The following is an 18,510-nucleotide window of genomic DNA, read 5'->3' as shown; positions in this document are numbered from 1 at the left end:
ATGAGCAGACTCGCAATCCTCATCAAGGGCAACGCCCCCTTCACAGCGCTGAGCAGCCCGCTGGAGGCGATTCGGCAATTCACCCCCAACTGGTTCGCCGTGACCATGGGCACCGGCATTCTGTCGCTGGCGCTGGCGCAGCTGCCGGGTGGCCCTGCCCCGCTGCGTGCGTTGGGCGAAGCGCTGTGGTTCCTGAACATCGCCCTGTTCACGCTGTTCAGCGTGATGTACGCCAGCCGCTGGTTGCTGTTTTTCCATGAGGCGCGTCAGGTCTTCGGGCACTCCACCGTGTCGATGTTCTTCGGCACCATTCCCATGGGCCTGGCCACCCTCATCAACGGCCTGCTGGTATTCGGCCCGGCGCGCTGGGGCAGTGCCATTGTTCCGGTCGCCGAAGCCTTGTGGTGGCTGGACGTGGCGATGGCCCTGGCGTGTGGGGTGCTGATCCCTTTCATGATGTTCACCCGTCAGGAGCACAGCATCGAGAAGATGACTGCTGTCTGGCTGTTACCGGTGGTGGCGGCCGAAGTTGCAGCGGCCTGCGGGGGATCGCTGACAACGCATCTTGCGACCGCTGACTCGCAGTTCACCGTGCTGATCACCAGCTACGTACTGTGGGCCTACTCGGTGCCCGTGGCGTTGAGCATTCTGGTGATTCTGCTGTTGCGCCTGGCGTTGCACAAACTGCCCCACGAAAGCATGGCCGCCTCCAGCTGGCTGGCACTCGGGCCCATCGGTACAGGCGCACTGGGCATGCTGGTGATGGGCAGCGACGCCCCGGCCATCTTCGCCGCCCACGGCCTCGCATCCATCGGCACGGTAGCAGCAGGCATCGGTGTGGTGGTCGGTATGCTGTTCTGGGGGCTCGGTCTGTGGTGGATGGCGCTGGCCGTGCTGATTACGGCGCGCTACGTGAAACAGGGCATCGGCTTCAACCTGGGCTGGTGGGCGTTCACCTTCCCGCTCGGCGTGTATGCAGTGGCGACGCTCAAACTCGGCGCTACCCTGCATCTGGGCTTCTTCGATGTGTTTGGCACGTGGCTCGTTGCGCTGCTGGCACTGATGTGGTCGGTCGTGGCGGTACGTACTCTGGCCGGCGCCTACCGGGGTTACCTGTTCGTCTCGCCCTGCATCGCAGCACAAGGGTGCGTCCGCCGGTAAGTTTCCTTGAACTTACCTCGGCGGCGAGGCGCCTGAGAGGAATATCTTCATGACAGAGAGCCTCCATGCCCAACTCAGCCTTTTCCGCCAGCCACCTTTCCGGCAACCACGCCGCTCGCGATGAAAACATCGTCATCAACTCCTACACCACCGTGCTGCGCAAGACGGGTGTTCCCCATGAACTGTTCGCGACCTACTGGCGCGACGTTCATGGCCCGCTGTGCGCCAGGCTTGAGGGCCTGGGCTGGTACGTTCAGCATCACCTGACGCGCGAAAAGGACGGCCACCTTTGGCCAGTCATCGAAGGCGTTAAGGCATTACCGGGCTACGTGCTGGATGGTGGTGTGGAGATCGGCTTTCTGTCCGCCGATGCGCAGAAACAATTCAAGGATGCCAGCGCCCTGCTGTTCTCCGACGAGCAGAATATGTTCGAAGAAACCATCGCCTACGACGTACCGGATGGCTCCAGCACCCTGGTGGATCGCCTGCCTGACCCGATCCCCAACGAAACCGCCACACTGGACAAGATGCATCTGCACTTTCATCTCGCCAGCGATGATCTGCCCGCAGCCCGCAAAGCCATTGAGCAGCTCGCCCGTGACATGGCCGGTTCCGAGGCTGTGCTGAAACTGCGCCTGCACCTTGCACAACCCTACGATAACGCCAAGCCTGCGCCGCCTGCGCCGGACGTTAATCATGAGGTCGAAGAGTCGCGCCTGAATATCGTCATGATGGAGTTGGTGTTCGAATCGGCCTGGACGCGCAGAACCTATTACGCCAGCGAGCATTTCAAGACGATCACCCAAGGCATCAGCCAGCATGTTCGCTACATCACGCCGTTCGGTGTCAGCGGCGTCTACACCTACGTGCGCGATGCGCTGATGACCACTGCTGGCGTGCGTGGCAGCAGGCAGGCCGAACTGATCCGTCAGTTGGGTGCGATCAACCAGACCCGGCCCGAGATCGAAAGCCTGTTTGGTGCGCCATCGACGTTTTGAAGCGCCTGCTTTAACCGGCACGATTCGGAATCGTGCTTTACTCAGCAAAATGGATTTGAGTGACGCCTGTGAAAGCTCTGACGACTCGTGAGGTGTATCAGCAACTGCGGGATGCTGCGATGGGTACTCGGTCGCTGAAGCTTATCGGCACATCCTCCGGCTTTGGGCTGCAACAGGTCGAGATTGACGGCTGGTTGCTGACGCTGGAAGTCACCGAGGGCAGCCCGACCCGCTGTCGGGCATGTCGCTGTCCGCTGGGTCGGGAAGGCTCGTTTGAAAGCTGGCTGCGCACTGATCCGGTGAGTTTGCTCAGCGGTTGGGAGCATGCGCAGATCGAGCGGTTGCTGGGTGAGGCGGCAGCCGAGCGGCTTGGGCTCGATCAGGTTCGGGGGCAGTCACCTGAATCTCGATGACCGGTGATTAACGTGCCTGGCTATACTCGGCGAGGCACCTCTCGTTCCTCATCGTCCGCGCTCATCGTTATACACAAATCTGCTTTTGATGCTGGCCGGAGGCCGTGGGAGCAAACTTGTTCACGAAGGGGGCTGTGGTATCAGGTGGATTCAGGTTCGACTCGGATTCTCGTTCCTCACGCTCCGCGTGGGAATGCAGTTCGTGACGCTCTGCGTCACACAGCAGTTTTTCTTTGTCAGGCGGATTGAGGTTCGACTCAGGTCACCTTTTCGCCCCTCGGCGACTCACTTTGAGGGACCAACGTGAGCAACGTCCCCGCTCCTGCTTGCGGCCCGACTTCGTTGGGTTCCTTCGCCCTGTCACTGACGTCGCACTCTGTGTCGTCAGTGCCATCGTGGTTAAAAGCGCTTTGCCTGGACTCTGCCCATTGCTGAATCGTTTAACTCGGCGTTAAATAGCTGTTCAGACGGTATGCAACACCATAATTCCAATAATTACAGAAGGACCATCACCATGAAATCCCTTCCTCTGCTCGTAGGCCTCGGCGCTCTTACAGCCGCTTCCAGTGTGTTTGCCTGGGATTATGTGCTGCTCGACACCGATAAGGCTGCACAGAATCAGCAGATCACCAGTCAGCAGCTGGGCGTGAAGACTGACAAGCCGTTCACTGTCACGATGCGTACGCTGCATGGCGGTCGTCAGGAAGGCGTGAGCATTATCGATATCGATAATGGCACGATGAAGCTGTCAGTCGTCCCGACCCGTGGCATGAACGTGCTGCAGGCATCAGTCGGCGATGTGCGCATGGGCTGGGATTCTCCGGTCAAGGACGTGGTCAATCCGGCCTTCATCGAGCTCAATGGCCGCGGCGGCCTGGGCTGGCTGGAAGGTTTCAACGAGTTAGTGACCCGCTGCGGCTATGAGTGGGTGGGCCACCCGGGCATGGACAACGGCGAGCTGCTGACCCTGCACGGCCGTGCGGCCAACATTCCGGCGAGCAAGGTGACACTGCAGATCGACGAAAAACCGCCCTACGCGATCCGCCTCAAGGGTGAATTGAAGGAGCAGGCGTTCAAGAAGGTCGACTTCTCGGTGCAGACCGAACTGGTCACCGAGCCAGGCAGCACGAGCTTTTCGCTCAACGATACGCTGACCAACAATGGCGACTATCCGAAAGAATACCAGGCGCTGTACCACAGCAACTTCAGCACGCCGTTCCTCGAGCAGGGGGCGCGTTTCGAAGCGCCGGTCAAGCAGGTCTCGCCGTTCAATGAAAAAGCCAAGGGTGACCTGGGCGACTGGCAGACCTACCGCGCACCGACACCGGATTACGACGAGACGGTCTACAACATCGTGCCCTACGGCGATGCCAAGGGTGACACGCTGACCGTGCTGCACAACAAGGCTGGCAGCCTGGGCGTGTCGGTCGGTTTCAATACCAAGCAGTTGCCGGTGTTCTCGCTGTGGAAAAACACCGACACCAAAGGCCAGGGCTACGTCACCGGACTGGAACCGGGGACCAGCTTCTCCTACAACCGCCGCTTCCAGCGCCCGCTGAATCTGGTGCCAACCATTGCGCCGAAAGAGCAACGCCAGTTCCAGATCAGCTACAGTCTGCTGGCTGACAAAGGTGCTGTCGACAAAGCCCTTGGGCAGGTCAAGCACATTCAGGACGGTCGCGAGACCGAAGTGCGCAAAGAACCGCTGGTGGATCTGACCAAGGAGCAATGATCCTCATCCGACGTTTTTAAACGCAGCGGTGAAACAGGGCCGGATGTCGACGCACGTCATTGTGTCGACATCCGGCCCTGCTCGTTTCGGTGGTAAAAAATTCTCACAACACTTGAGGTTTTTGCCTGTCTACACCCTCTCACCCCTTCGAAGACGAGCATGCACATGAAAATCCTGATGGTTTTGACATCCCATGACCAACTGGGCGACACCGGCAAGAAAACCGGTTTCTGGCTCGAAGAGTTCGTCGCGCCGTATTACGCGTTCAAAGAGGCCGGTGCCGACGTTACGCTGGTCTCTCCGAAAGGCGGTCAACCACCGCTGGACCCGAAAAGCGATGAGCCTGACGCTCAGACCGACGACACCAAGCGCTTCTCCAAAGATGCCGATGTGCAAAAAGCGCTCGCCAATACGGGCCTTCTGTCTGGCGTCAATGCGGCCGATTTCGATGCCGTGTTCTACCCGGGCGGTCACGGCCCGCTGTGGGACCTGGCTGAAGACAAGGACTCCATCGCGCTGATCGAGGCCTTTGCCAAGGCAGACAAGCCACACGGGATGGTCTGCCACGCACCTGGCGTATTGCGTCACGTAAAGTCGCCGGACGGCCAGCCGCTGGTCAAGGACCGCCGTGTCACAGGCTTCACCAACAGTGAAGAAGAAGCGGTCGGCCTGACCAATGTCGTGCCTTTTCTGGTCGAAGACACGCTCAAGCAACTGGGCGGTGACTATTCCAAGGGCGACGACTGGGGCGTCTACGTGCTGACCGATGGCAAGCTGGTAACTGGCCAGAACCCGGCCAGTTCTGCGCAGGCGGCCAAAGACTTGATCACTCTGTTGAGCTGATTGATGTGCGCGGTTCAGCGTCCGACGCTAACAGCACCGGGCAATGAACCGCGCGTCATTTAAATCGAATCTTGCACCCGCCACACTGACCAATAACCACACCCCCCCTACAAAAAGGAATACGGTCATGGCAGATGAATCCAAACGCGAAGACCTCGATCACAAACCGGAAAACGCCGGCAAGGTGGGCGAGAAGAACAAACAGCTCAATCAGCAGGGCGAACAGGCCCGACCTGCCACCTCACCCGACCCGCAGAAAGACAAGTCAGGCAACTGACAACCCGTCAGAGCAAGCCGCGTTCGGCACACACCTTCACGACTTGTTCACGCAGCCAGCCGCTGGCTTCGTCTCGATCCGCCTGGGCGCTCCACAGCATGTCCAGGCTGAAGCCAGGCAGGTCAGGTGGCAGTTCGAATACGGAAATCCACGGTTCATTACCCAGCAGCGTCTGAATACGCCGTGGCAGAACCAGCATGAAATCAGTGCCTTCCAGCAATTGCAAGGCCGCCCGATAGCTGTTGGCCCGCGCGACAATGTTGCGCTCCAGACCCTGTCGCTGCAGCCAGCCATCCACCATGTTGGTGTCGGACGTCCACGGCGTCGGGTAGACATGACGATGCTGGACGAAGGTTTGAATGTCGATCAGGGCGCTGAGCGGCGCGAACCTGGAGTCCATGACGCAAACCAGATCATCCTCCATCAACACCTGCGAAATCAGACTGTCCGGGACTCGGTGAAAGCCAGGCCCGAAGCACAGGGCGAGGTCAAAACGACCATCGTTCAACTGCTCGGCAGGCAACTGCTTCTCAAGTTTTTGCACATTGACCGTCACCGAGAAACCAGCGGCAGCGAAGTCACGCATCAAATGCGGCAATACCAGCAGCTCGAAATACTCCGGCGCACAGACCGTGAAGGTCGTTTGTGTGCGAGTCGGGTCGAACAGATCGAGGCCGTCATGGCACAGATTGACCGAGCGGAGAATCTGCTGCACATGGTCGTGCATGGCCAATGCCTTGCGGGTCGGGCGCATGCCGTTGCGGGTGCAGATGAAAAGGTCGTCCTCGAAGTTCGCCCGCAGCTTTTTCAGGCAGTAACTGACCGTCGACTGGCTGACATGCAACGCTTCCGCGACCAGGGTCAGGTTGCGCTGCTCATACACCGAGACAAAGACCATCAGGTCCTGCATGTCCAGCTTTCTCAGAGCATTACTGTTAAGCATCAAGGTATCTCGCTGGCGCTGTGACCAGGCGGTCAGGTCAACGCGCACAAGATAGCATCAAAATGCGATCATGCCGCCTATCTGCCAGTGATGACAGGTTCGTCGAGTGCGTCGCGCAGATGATCAGCATAACGCCGGGGGTCGAGTCGCACCACCATCAACAGCATGACCGCGACCAACGCCATCAGTGAACACCATGCACCCGCAAAGCTGCCCGTCAGGTCACGAATCACTCCGGCAAGCAGTGGCGACAGGCTGGCGATCAGATAACCCACGCCCTGCACGAATGCCGTCAGGCTGCCCGCCTGCTGTGGGTCATCGAAATGATCCATGGACACGATCAGGCTCATCGGAAAAAGACCGCCAATCCCCAATCCCAGCAGGCATGCCCACAGCAGTCCCAACTGCTGCGGCATCAGAATCAGCCCGGCAAAGCCGGTCATCATCAACAGCAGCAGCACAACCAGCGCCACGCGCTTATCGCGACTGCGGTGGGCCAGCACCGGCACCAGCAGACCCGATACGACCTCCATCAGGGTCAGAAAACCCAGCAGCAGCCCTGCACTCTGCTCACTCCAGCCGTTCTCCAAATAATACGGGGCCAGCCAGGCCAACACGCAGGTATAGGACGCAGTGCCGAGGCCGAAGAAACCCCCCAGCATCCAGGCCCGAGGCGTGTGGAAGAAAGTCTGCCGGAGCCCTGCAGTGGTTGACGCATCGGAGCGCAATACGCGCCGCTGGGCAAACCAGAAGCACATTGCCAGAAGAGCCAGTAGTGACCAGACCGCCAGGCCGAAGCGCCAACTGCCACTGCTACCCATCACCACGGGGCTGAATGAAGCGGCCAGCGCGGCCCCGCCCATGATCGCAGTCACATACAAGCCCATGCACAAGGAGACGTTGGCTTTGAAGCGCGATTTGATCAACGCGGGCATCAGCGCCTGAATCAAGGCAATACCCAGCCCCGCCAACACGGCGCTGAAAATCAGTTCGGCAGCAGAATCCAGAAACAGACGCGCCAGGGTTGCCAGACCGATAAGCGCCAGTGAAAGCATGATGCTGCGATACGACCCCAGGTAGCGAGCGATGCCCATGCCGAAAAACATTGCCAGTCCCATGGCCATGACCGGCAGCATGGTCAGCAACGACGCCGTCCCGAAACCCAGCGGGACGTCCAGCCGAATCGCCACCAACAATGGACCGACAGCGGCCATCGACGGACGCAAGTTGAGCGCCACCAGTATGACACTGATCATTAACCCCATATTCTGAACCACCGAGCCACGCATCTGCATACCTTCACCCTCCCTGTCGAGGGTCACGATTAGGCCGGGCGTGTGCTCAGGTGACAAATCAAAATCTGGGTCCTGCTATTTAAAAATCAGTTCATCGTTACCAGAGTTGGTTTTCAGGCGTTCTGACGACGGCAGTTGCAGGGTTCTGCGCCCTCCGTCTGTGCGGTTTCAGACTCAACCACCTCATCCACGCCCAACCACCAGGTCAGACCCCGACACGGGTACTGCACATAAAACGGCTGGCCCATCATCGGCGTGGTGATCAAGACATTCTGCTCCCAGGCCAGGGCCAGAATGCGATCGAACGGCTCGTGCCAGGCATGCATCGACAGGTCGAAGGTGCCGTTGTGGATTGGCAGCAACCAGCGACCGCGCAGGTCCAGATGCGCCTGCAGCGTCTGCTCGGGCTGCATGTGCACATCAGGCCACTCGACGTTGTAGGCGCCGGTTTCCATCAGGGTCAGGTCAAACGGCCCATATTGCTCGCCGATGGTCTTGAAGCCATCGAAGTAACCGCTGTCGCCACTGAAGAAAATCCGCTGATCGCCATCGATCATCACCCAGGACGCCCACAGCGTGTGGTTGCTGTCGAGCAGCGTACGCCCCGAGAAATGCTGCGAAGGCGTGGCGACGAACTCGATGCCCGCCACTTCGGTGGACTGCCACCAGTCCAGCTGACGCACCTTGTGCGCAGGCACGCCCCATTCGATCAACGTATCACCCACGCCAAGCGGTGCCAGAAAGTGCTCGGTCTTGTCGGTCAGCGCCTTGATAGCCATACGATCCAGGTGGTCGTAATGGTTGTGCGAAAGAATCACCGCCTTGATCGGCGGCAACTCTTCGAGGCTGATCGGCGGCTGATGAAAGCGCTGCGGGCCCGCCCACTGCACGGGCGAGGCACGTTCGGCAAACACGGGGTCGGTAAGCCAGAACTGATCGCGCAGTTTGAGCAGAACGGTCGAATGCCCCAGGCGATACACCGTGTTGTTCGGTGCCGCCAGCAATTGCTGACGCGACAGCGGCTGTACCGGAATTTCGCCTGCCGGGCGTGTGTCCTTGGGTTTGTTGAACGCCTGATCCCAGAAAATACCGAGTGTGCGAAGCAGACTCGACGGCTTCATGGTGGCGTGATTGCGGTATCGCCCTTCGTGACGGGACAAGACAGGCAGTGTAGAAGAGTCCTTTTTCTGATGTGTCGAGGCCATGGTTCGCTGACTCCTGGGGGCAGGTTGAGGCTCCAGCCGTGCATACTTCGTACGTGATCCTGTTGCAGGATGTCCGAGGGAAAATATGTAACAGTGTTTTACACTACACGGTGTAGTTTTAAGCTTGCATGATCCTCGGCGACAAGTAAACTGCTGAGTGTAATTTTCTCTAAACGCACGTTTGAAGCGAACCTATGACCGAACCCATGCGCCTCACCGATCAGAAACGCGAATCCATCGTCCAGGCGGCTATCGCCGAATTCGGCGATCGTGGCTTCGAGATCACCAGCATGGACCGGATCGCCGCGCGGGCCGAGGTTTCCAAACGTACGGTCTATAACCACTTCCCCAGCAAGGAAGAACTGTTCGCCGAGATGCTGCAGCGCCTCTGGAGCTGCGCCCCGCCGCAGGCCGAAGTGGTTTTTCATCCGCAGATCGGTTTACGCGAGCAATTGCGGGAATTGCTCTGGGGCAAGATGCGCAACCTGACCAACAGCCATTTTCTCGACCTGGCCCGCGTGGTGGTCGGCGCGACCATTCACTCCCCCGAGCGAGCTCAGGTGTGGATGGCGCGTATCAATGAACGAGAAGAAACCTTCAGTGCCTGGATTCGCGCCGCGCAGAAGGATGGCCGTCTGAAACCGGTCGACCCGGCCTTTGCCGCGACGCAGATGCATGCATTGCTCAAGTCGTTCGCGTTCTGGCCGCAGGTAACGTTCAGTGCGGCCTTGCTTACCCCCGAGGAGCAGCACACGGTGGTCGAATCGACGCTGGACATGTTTCTTGGCTGGTACGAAGTAACCCGCTGATGTTGCAGGAGCCGAGCACGGTATTTCTCAGTCAAGCACAACGCCCCGGCACTCACCAAAGCCAATCGAGGCATACCCGTCGCGATGACAACGGGCACGCAGAATCACCTCGTCGCCACTTTGCAGGAACATCCGTACTTCGCCGTTGGGTAGGGTCACCGGTTGTTTGCCGCCGGCGGTCATCTCCAGCAGGCTGCCGTACTGACCTTCTCCGGGACCGGACAACGTACCGGTGCCGAGCAGGTCACCCGGCTGCAACCTGCAGCCGTTGACGCTGTGATGCGCGACCATCTGCGCCACTGTCCAGTACATGTTCAGCGAGTTGCTCAGACCCAGCCGGTAAGGCGCCAGCCCGTCGGCTTTCATCCGTGCAGTCAGCAGCAGCACTTCCAGCTCGATATCCAGCGCCCCACCCTGCTGATCGTGGTCATCCAGCAGATAGGCCAACGGTTGCGGATCGCCGTCCGGACGCGGCGGTTGGGCGCGACGAAACGGTTCAAGGGCTTCGGCAGTCACCACCCAGGGCGAAATCGTGGTGGCGAAGCTCTTCGACAGAAATGGCCCCAGTGGCTGGTATTCCCATGCCTGTATGTCACGCGCCGACCAGTCGTTGAGCAGGCAGAACCCGGCAATGTGCTCGGCGGCCCGATCGATCCCGATGGCCTCGCCCTGGACATTTCCCGGCCCGATCCAGACCCCTAGTTCCAGTTCGTAATCGAGGCGTTGGCAGGGACCGAAAACGGGCGACTCCTGACCTGCCGCCAGGGTTTGTCCGCTGGGGCGCCGCACAGCCGTACCCGAGGGACACAAGGTCGACGCTCTGCCGTGATAGCCGATCGGCACGTATTTGTAGTTAGGCAGCAGCGGGTTGTCCGGGCGGAACAGCTTGCCGACATTCAGCGCATGATGAATACCGACGTAGAAGTCCGAGTAATCACCTACCCGAGCGGGCATGTGCAACGTGCACTCGCTCATCGGCAGCAACAAACCGGCCATACCCTGCAGCCTGTCGCGCTGCGGGCTGTCTTCATCGAGCAACTGCAACAAGGCGGTGCGCAATGCCTGGCGCGCTGCGGCACCCAGCGCAAGAAAATCATTGAGCTGGTCGCGGCTGGCAACGTCGGCAACGTCGGCGGCCTGTCCCTGAAACACCCCGGATTCTGTTGCCGCGTGCAGATCGAAAATCCTGTCGCCTATCGCCACTCCGCCACGCGGGCCGGTCTGGCCGTGACTGAACACGCCCAATGGCAGGTTCTGCAAAGGGAAATCGGCATGCCTGTTGGCAGATTCGACCCAGCTACGACGCTTGAACGCGGTATTCATCAGCGTGGCTCCCTGGTAAACGTTCTGGCCATGTCCTTCCAGCAGGCATCGTAATCGGTTTGCAGTTGCGGGCAGTCGAGCGCGTGACGACTGGGGCGCAAGACCTTGCCGGTCTCGAACATGAAGGCCATGGTGTTGTCGATCCTGTGCGGTTTCAGCTCGGCGGCAATAGCCTTTTCGGCGGTGACATTATCGGGGCCGTGCGCGCTCATGCAGTTGTGCAGCGAAGCGCCACCGGGCATGAAGCCTTCGGCCTTGGCATCGTACGCGCCGTCGATCAGGCCCATGAACTCGTTCATCAGGTTTCGGTGGAACCACGGCGGGCGGAAGGTGTTTTCCGCCACCATCCAGCGCGGCGGAAAGATCACGAAATCGATATTGGCCTGGCCGTGAATAGCCCCCGGTGAGGTCAGCACGGTGAAAATCGACGGGTCCGGATGATCGTAGCTGACCGTACCGAGGGTGTTGAAACGCCGCAGATCGTACTTGTACGGAACGTTATTGCCGTGCCAGCCCACCACGTCAAACGGTGAGTGCTCCAGTTGCGTCGACCACAGCTCACCGAGGAACTTCTGCACCAGTTGCATTGGCTGGCGACTGTCTTCGAACCAAGCGACCGGGGTCAGAAAATCACGTGCGTTGGCCAGCCCGTTGCTGCCGATCGGGCCCAGTTCCGGGAGGCGCAGGGCGCAGCCGTGATTCTCGCAGAGGTATCCGCGGGCGCTGCTATCGAGCAGGTGCACGCTGAACTTCAAACCTCGCGGCAGGACGGCGATTTCCAGGGGTTCGATGTCCAGCAGGCCCAGTTCGGTGACGATTCTGAGCCGGCCCTGCTGGGGCACCACCAGCCATTCGCCATCCGCGCTAAAGAAAGCTCGCTGCATGGAGATGTTGGCGGTGTACAGGTAAACGCTGACGCCCTCGGCCTGCTCCGCCGCCGAGGTGCTGGCGAGAGGGATGAGGCCGTCGATGAAATCGGTCGGCTCTGTCGGGATATCGAAGGCATTCCAGCGCAACCGGTTGGAGTTGATCGGCCCCTGCTCCCGACCGGCGATCTGCAGATCCATGCGCTGGTAACGCGGATGGGCTGCCGATGGGCTGATCCGATACAGCCAGGTACGTCGGGCTTCGCTGCGCGCAACCGTGAATGCGGTGCCCGAGAACTGCTCGGCATACAGGCCCAGCGGATGCTTCTGCGGCGAGTTCTGACCAATCGGCAAGGCACCAGGCAGCGCCTCGCTGCTGAACTGGTTGCCAAAGCCCGACTGATAAAGCAGTGCGTCGGAACTGGAGTGGATAGCCATCTGGACCTCTTGTTATTGTGGGGTCGGACACAGACACGAGGAAATATAATTTAACGTAAACAGATTACGCATAACGTAATTTGAGTTTGCCAGCCGGTCAAGCTATAAAGCTGCCTTTCCCGATCGGCGCACAGCATCCCATGACCCAGCAAACCGAAAGCCCCGCAGGCGGACGCCAGCAGAAGGTCCAGGCCGCCGAAGTCGGGCTGGGCGTGCTCAAGGCGCTCGCCGAACTCTCCCCTGCCACGTCTTTGTCGAGACTGGCCGAACACCTGGGCATGCCCGCCAGCAAGGTCCATCGTTATCTGCAGGCGCTGATTGCCAGTGGCTTTGCTGAACAGGATGCCGTCAACAATCACTATGGGCTGGGACGCGAGGCGTTGCAGGTAGGGCTGGCCTCGCTCGGCAAGCTGGATGTCCTGAAGGTATCCGCCCCCTGGCTGGCTGGCCTGCGCGACGAGTTGAATCAGACCTGTTTTCTGGCGGTATGGGGCAACAAGGGGCCGACCGTGGTGTATGTCGAGCCCTCGATGGGTGCGGTGACGCTGGTCACGCAGATCGGCTCGGTGCTGCCGCTGCTTGGCTCGTCCACCGGCCTGGTGTTCGACAGTTTTCTGAACGGGCGCGAAACCGCTGCGCTTCGCGAGCAGGAAATGCCGTTGCTGAGCACCGGACAGCTGCGTGAGGTCGAGCAGCATGTCGAGCAGATTCGTACCACCGGCGTGCACCAGATTCAGGGCCTGCTGATGCCGGGTATCAATGCAGCCTCGTCACCGCTGTTCGCCATGGGTGACAAACTGGTGGGGGTGATCACCGTGGTCGGGCCGGGATCGGTGTTGAACGACGAGACGCAGAATCTGGCGGCCAGGCGGCTTTTGCAAACGGCGCAGGCCATCAGCGAGCGTATGGGCGGTAGCCGTCCGTCAGACTGACTCAGGAAGAGGCGGTTGATACCCTGGCGAAATGGCTCGCTCCATGCCAGCCGTGAATCAGCCTACCTTCGACGCGGTTACGCCCTTTGGTTTTGGCCAGGTAAAGCAGCCGATCCGCTTCCGCCAACGCGGCGGTATGTCCATCCTTCTCTGCTGCGTTGATCGACACCACGCCCGAGCTGATGGTCAGTTTGCCCAGCGGGCTGGCCGAGTGCTCTATACGAGTGGTTTCAACGGATGATCTGATTTTTTCCGCGATCTTCAGCGCCCCTGCCAGGTCGGTTTCAGGCAGCAGAATGACAAACTCTTCCCCGCCGTAACGTGCCGCGATATCCCCAGCCCGGTCAAGACTGTTGCCTATGAGCCCAGCCACTTGTTTCAGGCAGTCGTCTCCCTGCAGATGACCGTAGGTGTCGTTGTATTGTTTGAACCAGTCAATATCCAGCAGAATGATCGCGATAGTTGCAGTATTCCGGCTCGCCCGCCCCCACTCCTGCTGCAAGGCCGCATCGAAGCAGCGTCGATTGGCCAGGTGCGTGAGGCTGTCCGTGTGAGCGATGATCTCCAGTTCGTTCCTGGCGATGTTCAGTTCACCTTCCGCATTGATCAACTGCTGGATTTGCCGGTACAGCAGGACGCCAAGCAAAACCAGCGCAAGGATAATGATGCCGGTGATGGTCATGGACCGGTGTGCATAGGCCCACCAGGGCGCGAACACATGCTGACAGGAGACGCCTGCAGCGGCGACGATCGGCAATCCGGACACCCGCCGATAGGCGTAGATCCTTTCCACCCCGTCCACCACGGAGTTGATCACCGCCGTGCCGCTGTCGCTGTAGGGCAGATAGCGAGTGAAGATATCGCCCTTGGCGACATTGGTGGTCATCAGTGCGGTTAAGGTAGGCCGCCGTGCCAGCAGGTCACCATTGCTCAGAGCGAGAAAGATTACCCCCTTGTCGTCTACATCCATGCGCTGGAAAAACGCCTGGAAATAAGCCACCGGTACGGTGGCCAGTGCAACGCCAGCAAAACTGCCATCCGCAGCATTGATACGCCGACTGACCGGGATGACCATATCCCCGGTATTACGGCTTTCTACGATAGACCCTACATGAATGGACGGGTCAGGGTTATCGCGATGGTAAATGAAGTAATCGCGGTCTTCGTTGTTTCTGGTGTGCACGCCATTGGCAAAGGAATTGGCGACCCAGTTGCCCTGAGCATCGTAGATGAACAGCCCCTGAAGCCCTTTGACGTTTATCAGGTCTTGAGCCATCAGCCTGGTCAAGCGGCTTTGCTGCTGGCCTGCGACCCCGTCCTGTTCCACACGCTCGACAAGGTCACGCAGCGTATTGTCAGCCTGTTGCAGGGTGTCTTGAGCCTGCTGCTCAGCGGCAAGCACGATATTGGACACCGCAATCCTGGCGGTGGCCGCGCGCTCGAGCTTCGACTGGTTCATCTGCCAGACGGTAGCCAGGGTCAGCGATAGACAGACCAGGGCAATGAAGCCGATCAACGCTTTGCTGAGCGCCGAAGGTGTAAGCCTCGTCGAAATAAAGGAAAGCCGTTTCATAGGGTTGTCATCAAATTGGCAGTGAACCCCGCCATGCAGTTTCCATACCTTAGCGCCACTCACCCGAACACGTTGTTACACCGAGGTCACGCGGGGCTTAGTTGAATGAATGCCCCGCAGGCTAGTTGCTCAAGAAGTCATTACAGGTATTCGGTTTTTTGACGATACAGCTTCTAAGCTGCTAGAGACAGCTACCGATACACTACTGTGAGAGGTGCTGCAATGTATCGAACTTTGCTTTTCCGGCATGGCGCAAGCGCGTGTTGGCAGGGTGTTTTCACCGATGCCGGCACAGCGGCATTGTACATCGATCGCTTCGCGTTTCAGGCGCGATCAGTTTATAGCGATGACCTCAAATGAGTACTTACCCAGTCGGCGATGACGACGAAGAGCGTATTCGGATTTTGAATGCTTTTTCGTTGATGGATACCCCACCTGAGCATGAATACGATCAGATCGTGCAAATGGCATCGCGGATTTTCGACGCGCCCATTGTTCTGATTTCTCTGGTTCATCGCGACCGGCAATTCTTCAAGGCGCGCGTTGGCCTCGATGTCTGCGAAACGGGCCGCGACGTCTCATTCTGTAATTTTGCGCTGATGGGCCGTAACGTTTTTCTGGTGCCTGATGCATTGCAGGATGAGAGGTTCCGCTCAAACGCTCTGGTGGTAGGCGCTCCCTATATTCGCTTTTATGCCGGGGCGCCACTGATAACCCCCAGCGGTCATGTGCTGGGCAGCCTGTGCCTGATCGACAATAAACCTCGGGAGACCTTCTCGGAGCGAGACCAACTGATTCTTCAGGACCTGGCGGTCATGGTCATCGAAAGAATGGAATTGCGTCGGCTCGAGCTCGAGAATGAAGACAGCCACGCCCGCTTCATGAATATCACCTCGACCTCACCCGACGCGATCATCTGCTCGGACAGCAAAAACCGGATCATTTCATGGAACAATTCGGCCGAGCTCATTTTCGGGCATCGATCCGATGACGCCATGGGAAAGCCTCTCGATATCATTATTCCGCCCGAAATGCGCTCCAGACATCATGCAGGTCTGTCGAGGGTGTCTGCAGGCGGCCCGGCCTCCATTATCGGAAAATCCATCAACCTGACGGCCATCCATCGCGACGGTCATACAATCCCCATCGAGCTCTCGCTCTCACAATGGACGTATGCCGGCGAGCCACAATTCGGAGCGATCATTCGTGACATCACCCAGCGTGTCGAGGCGGACAAATTACTCAAGCATGCGGCTGAATACGATCATCTGACCGGCCTTGCCAATCGATCGACGCTCAAAAGGCGGATCAAGGAAGCGTGCGGCGCACAGCTTTCGGCGGCCATCCTGCTGATCGACCTGGACGGCTTCAAGGACGTCAACGACACGCTGGGCCACGCTGCGGGGGATTTTGTGCTCCAGGTGACCTCTCTTCGTCTTCGCGAAAACGTCCCGGCCAGCCATATGGTCGCGCGTCTGGGCGGCGATGAGTTTGTCGTGTTCCTGTCAGACACGGCAGACCCTGACAACGCGACCAGGCTGGGCCTGGAGCTCATCGCGGTCATCGAGGAACCGATTGAGTTTGAAGACAATTCAATCTACATCGGCGCCAGCATCGGCGTCTCCGTAAGGTCCGGCTGCGACTACGACGAGGAGCAAATGCTCGGCAATGCGGATCTGGCGCTCTACCAGGCCAAGTCTGACGGACGTTCCCTTGTTCGCACCTTCACCTCCGAGCATCGACAGACCGCGTCAAGAAGAGGCGCGCTCAGCTCATCGATGCGTCAGGCGTGGGCCAACAAAGAGTTCGAGCTGTACTATCAGCCTCAGGTACGCCTTGCGGACGGTCGTATTACCGGAGCCGAAGCCCTTATTCGCTGGAACCATCCGACACTGGGTGTGGTGTCCCCGGCGGTTTTTCTACCTGCACTGGAAGCAGGTCTTCTTGCGGTGCCGGTGGGCGAATGGATCCTGCGTTCAGCCTGTGAGCAGGCAGCGCAATGGAGAAATACCGGCTGTGACGAATTCCGCATCGGCGTCAACCTGTTCGCCGCGCAGTTTCGCATGCGTGACTTTGCGGAAATGGTTGAAAGTGCGCTTGAAGACTTTTCCTTGCCAGCACACGCTCTCGAGCTGGAGATCACGGAAAACATCATCCTGCGAAACGAACAGCGCATCATGGAACCGCTGCGCCACCTTCGCTCATTGGGAGTGGGCATTGCATTCGACGATTTCGGTACCGGCTATGCGTCCCTGAGCCTGCTGAAAGACTATCCGGTGACACGGCTGAAAATCGACCGCTCATTCGTAAGTGGCGTTGAGCGCAGCAAAAAAGACGAAGTTATCATCGAGGCCGTTATCAGGCTGGCGAACGGCTTCAATCTCCAGGTCACGGCAGAAGGCATAGAGACCCGCGAGCAGGAAAGTCTGATGCGTCATTATGTGTGCGACGAGGGTCAGGGCTATCTGTATGGTCGTCCCATGCCGGCGCATGAATTTACCGAGCGTTATATCTCGTCTCACAATCGGCAGGCTGACGTGCTCAAGCACAAATGACTCAGAACGAGCCTGAGCAGGCTCGTCTGATCGCGCAAAGCGGGCACTTCCGGTTATCGCTCAATCCGGCGTCAGTACACCACGCTGGATCTGGTCGCGTTCGATGGATTCGAACAGCGCCTTGAAGTTGCCTTCGCCAAACCCGTCGTCGCCCTTGCGCTGAATGAATTCGAAAAACACCGGGCCCATCAGCGTGGCGGAGAATATCTGCAACAGCAAGCGACGCTCGCCCCCTTCGGAAGAGCCATCGAGCAGAATGCCGCGTGACTTGAGCTCGGCCTCCGGCTCACCGTGATCGGGCAGGCGGCCTTGCAGCATCTCGTAGTAGGTGTCCGGTGGCGCAGTCATGAAGCGCATGCCGGTTGCTTTCAGCGCGTCCCAGGTCTTGATCAGGTCATCGGTAAAGAACGCTACATGCTGGATGCCTTCGCCATTGAACTGCATCAGGAACTCTTCAATCTGCCCCGCCCCCTTGGACGACTCTTCGTTGAGCGGAATGCGGATCATGCCGTCCGGGGCGGTCATGGCTTTGGAGGTCAGGCCGGTGTATTCGCCCTTGATGTCGAAGTAACGCAGCTCGCGAAAATTGAACAGCTTTTCATAGAAACCGGCCCAATACGCCATGCGCCCGCGGTACACGTTGTGGGTCAGGTGATCGATGAATTTCAGACCGGCACCGACCGGGTGGTGATCGACGCCTTCGATGAAATTGAAATCAATATCGTAAATCGACGTGCCCTCGCCGAAGCGATCAATCAGGTATAACGGCGCGCCACCGATGCCCTTGATCGCGGGCAGGCGCAACTCCATGGGCCCGGTAGCGATTTCCAGCGGTTGTGCACCCAGTTCGAGTGCCCGGTTATAAGCCTTCTGCGCATCTTTCACGCGGAACGCCATGCCGCATACCGAAGGACCATGCTCGGCGGCAAAGTACGATGCCAGGCTGTGCGGCTCGTTGTTGAGGATCAGGTTGATCGCGCCCTGACGAAACAGGGACACGTCCTTGGAGCGGTGCGTTGCGACTTTGGTGAAGCCCATCATCTGAAACACGGGCTCAAGGCTGTTGGGCGTCGGTGACGCGAACTCGATGAATTCAAAGCCCATCAGGCCCATTGGATTTTCGTAAAGATCAGCCATGACTGGCTCC

Annotated in this window: 16 protein-coding genes; 9 read left to right on the top strand and 7 right to left on the bottom strand. The window is 59.0% G+C overall.

The window, feature by feature from the left end; genetic code table 11:
* The 6 genes from BLR16_RS20120 to BLR16_RS20090 all read left to right on the top strand — a co-directional run bounded on the left by BLR16_RS20120 (position 1) and on the right by BLR16_RS20090 (position 5,424).
* Positions 1-1,161, top strand: a complete 1,161-nt coding sequence (locus BLR16_RS20120; protein WP_060707999.1) for a TDT family transporter — start codon at positions 1-3, stop codon at positions 1,159-1,161.
* A gap of 65 nt (positions 1,162-1,226) precedes the next feature.
* Positions 1,227-2,159: a hypothetical protein gene (locus BLR16_RS20115; RefSeq protein WP_092194477.1), complete on the top strand. Its 933-nt coding sequence runs from the start codon at positions 1,227-1,229 to the stop codon at positions 2,157-2,159.
* A gap of 68 nt (positions 2,160-2,227) precedes the next feature.
* Positions 2,228-2,572: a DUF7693 family protein gene (locus tag BLR16_RS20110; RefSeq protein ID WP_003436314.1), complete on the top strand. Its 345-nt coding sequence runs from the start codon at positions 2,228-2,230 to the stop codon at positions 2,570-2,572.
* Positions 2,573-3,086: 514 nt separating this feature from the next.
* On the top strand, positions 3,087-4,304 hold the full coding sequence (locus BLR16_RS20100; protein ID WP_003436312.1) for an aldose 1-epimerase family protein: 1,218 nt from the start codon (positions 3,087-3,089) through the stop codon (positions 4,302-4,304).
* A gap of 165 nt (positions 4,305-4,469) precedes the next feature.
* Entirely contained in the window at positions 4,470-5,147 is a 678-nt protein-coding gene (locus BLR16_RS20095; protein ID WP_161429080.1) for a type 1 glutamine amidotransferase domain-containing protein, read from the top strand.
* 127 nt (positions 5,148-5,274) lie between these two features.
* A complete protein-coding gene (locus BLR16_RS20090; RefSeq protein ID WP_002554136.1) occupies positions 5,275-5,424 on the top strand; it encodes a hypothetical protein in 150 nt (49 codons plus the stop codon).
* Positions 5,425-5,431: 7 nt separating this feature from the next.
* Here BLR16_RS20090 and BLR16_RS20085 read toward each other — a convergent pair whose 3' ends face one another.
* From BLR16_RS20085 to BLR16_RS20075, 3 genes are all read right to left on the bottom strand, one after another.
* Complete coding sequence (locus BLR16_RS20085) at positions 5,432-6,367, bottom strand: LysR family transcriptional regulator (RefSeq protein WP_024662286.1); 936 nt, start codon at positions 6,365-6,367, stop codon at positions 5,432-5,434.
* A gap of 77 nt (positions 6,368-6,444) precedes the next feature.
* Complete coding sequence (locus tag BLR16_RS20080; RefSeq protein WP_074808788.1) at positions 6,445-7,662, bottom strand: cyanate transporter; 1,218 nt, start codon at positions 7,660-7,662, stop codon at positions 6,445-6,447.
* 113 nt (positions 7,663-7,775) lie between these two features.
* Positions 7,776-8,867, bottom strand: a complete 1,092-nt coding sequence (locus tag BLR16_RS20075) for an MBL fold metallo-hydrolase (RefSeq protein ID WP_058397946.1) — start codon at positions 8,865-8,867, stop codon at positions 7,776-7,778.
* 194 nt (positions 8,868-9,061) lie between these two features.
* Between BLR16_RS20075 and BLR16_RS20070 the strand changes: the two genes are divergently transcribed.
* Entirely contained in the window at positions 9,062-9,676 is a 615-nt protein-coding gene (locus BLR16_RS20070; RefSeq protein WP_044308539.1) for a TetR/AcrR family transcriptional regulator, read from the top strand.
* Positions 9,677-9,703: 27 nt separating this feature from the next.
* On the opposite strand, the gene fahA is transcribed toward BLR16_RS20070, so the two are convergent.
* Both fahA and hmgA read right to left on the bottom strand, forming a co-directional pair.
* Complete coding sequence (gene fahA, locus BLR16_RS20065) at positions 9,704-10,999, bottom strand: fumarylacetoacetase (RefSeq protein ID WP_074808786.1); 1,296 nt, start codon at positions 10,997-10,999, stop codon at positions 9,704-9,706.
* Positions 10,999-12,303 carry a homogentisate 1,2-dioxygenase gene (gene hmgA, locus BLR16_RS20060; protein WP_074808784.1) on the bottom strand — a complete coding sequence of 435 codons (1,305 nt, stop codon included), beginning with the start codon at positions 12,301-12,303 and terminating at the stop codon, positions 10,999-11,001. Before hmgA ends, fahA begins: the two co-directional genes overlap by 1 nt.
* Before the next feature lie 140 nt (positions 12,304-12,443).
* Here hmgA and BLR16_RS20055 point away from each other — a divergent pair, with 140 nt between their 5' ends.
* Positions 12,444-13,235, top strand: coding sequence for an IclR family transcriptional regulator (locus BLR16_RS20055; RefSeq protein ID WP_074808782.1), 792 nt, complete (start codon positions 12,444-12,446; stop codon positions 13,233-13,235).
* 1 nt (position 13,236) lies between these two features.
* On the opposite strand, the gene BLR16_RS20050 is transcribed toward BLR16_RS20055, so the two are convergent.
* A complete protein-coding gene (locus BLR16_RS20050; protein ID WP_024662292.1) occupies positions 13,237-14,808 on the bottom strand; it encodes a sensor domain-containing diguanylate cyclase in 1,572 nt (523 codons plus the stop codon).
* A gap of 356 nt (positions 14,809-15,164) precedes the next feature.
* On the opposite strand from BLR16_RS20050, the gene BLR16_RS20045 reads away from it, so the two are divergent.
* Positions 15,165-17,363: a putative bifunctional diguanylate cyclase/phosphodiesterase gene (locus BLR16_RS20045; RefSeq protein ID WP_092194476.1), complete on the top strand. Its 2,199-nt coding sequence runs from the start codon at positions 15,165-15,167 to the stop codon at positions 17,361-17,363.
* Positions 17,364-17,423: 60 nt separating this feature from the next.
* Here BLR16_RS20045 and hppD read toward each other — a convergent pair whose 3' ends face one another.
* On the bottom strand, positions 17,424-18,500 hold the full coding sequence (hppD, locus tag BLR16_RS20040) for a 4-hydroxyphenylpyruvate dioxygenase (protein ID WP_058397948.1): 1,077 nt from the start codon (positions 18,498-18,500) through the stop codon (positions 17,424-17,426).
* Positions 18,501-18,510 lie beyond the last annotated feature (10 nt).

Source organism: Pseudomonas sp. BS3767, from assembly GCF_900099665.1.
GTDB lineage: Bacteria > Pseudomonadota > Gammaproteobacteria > Pseudomonadales > Pseudomonadaceae > Aquipseudomonas > Aquipseudomonas cerasi.
The sequence above is the reverse complement of the archived record's forward strand: the minus strand, read 5'-3'. Positions and strand labels throughout refer to the sequence as shown.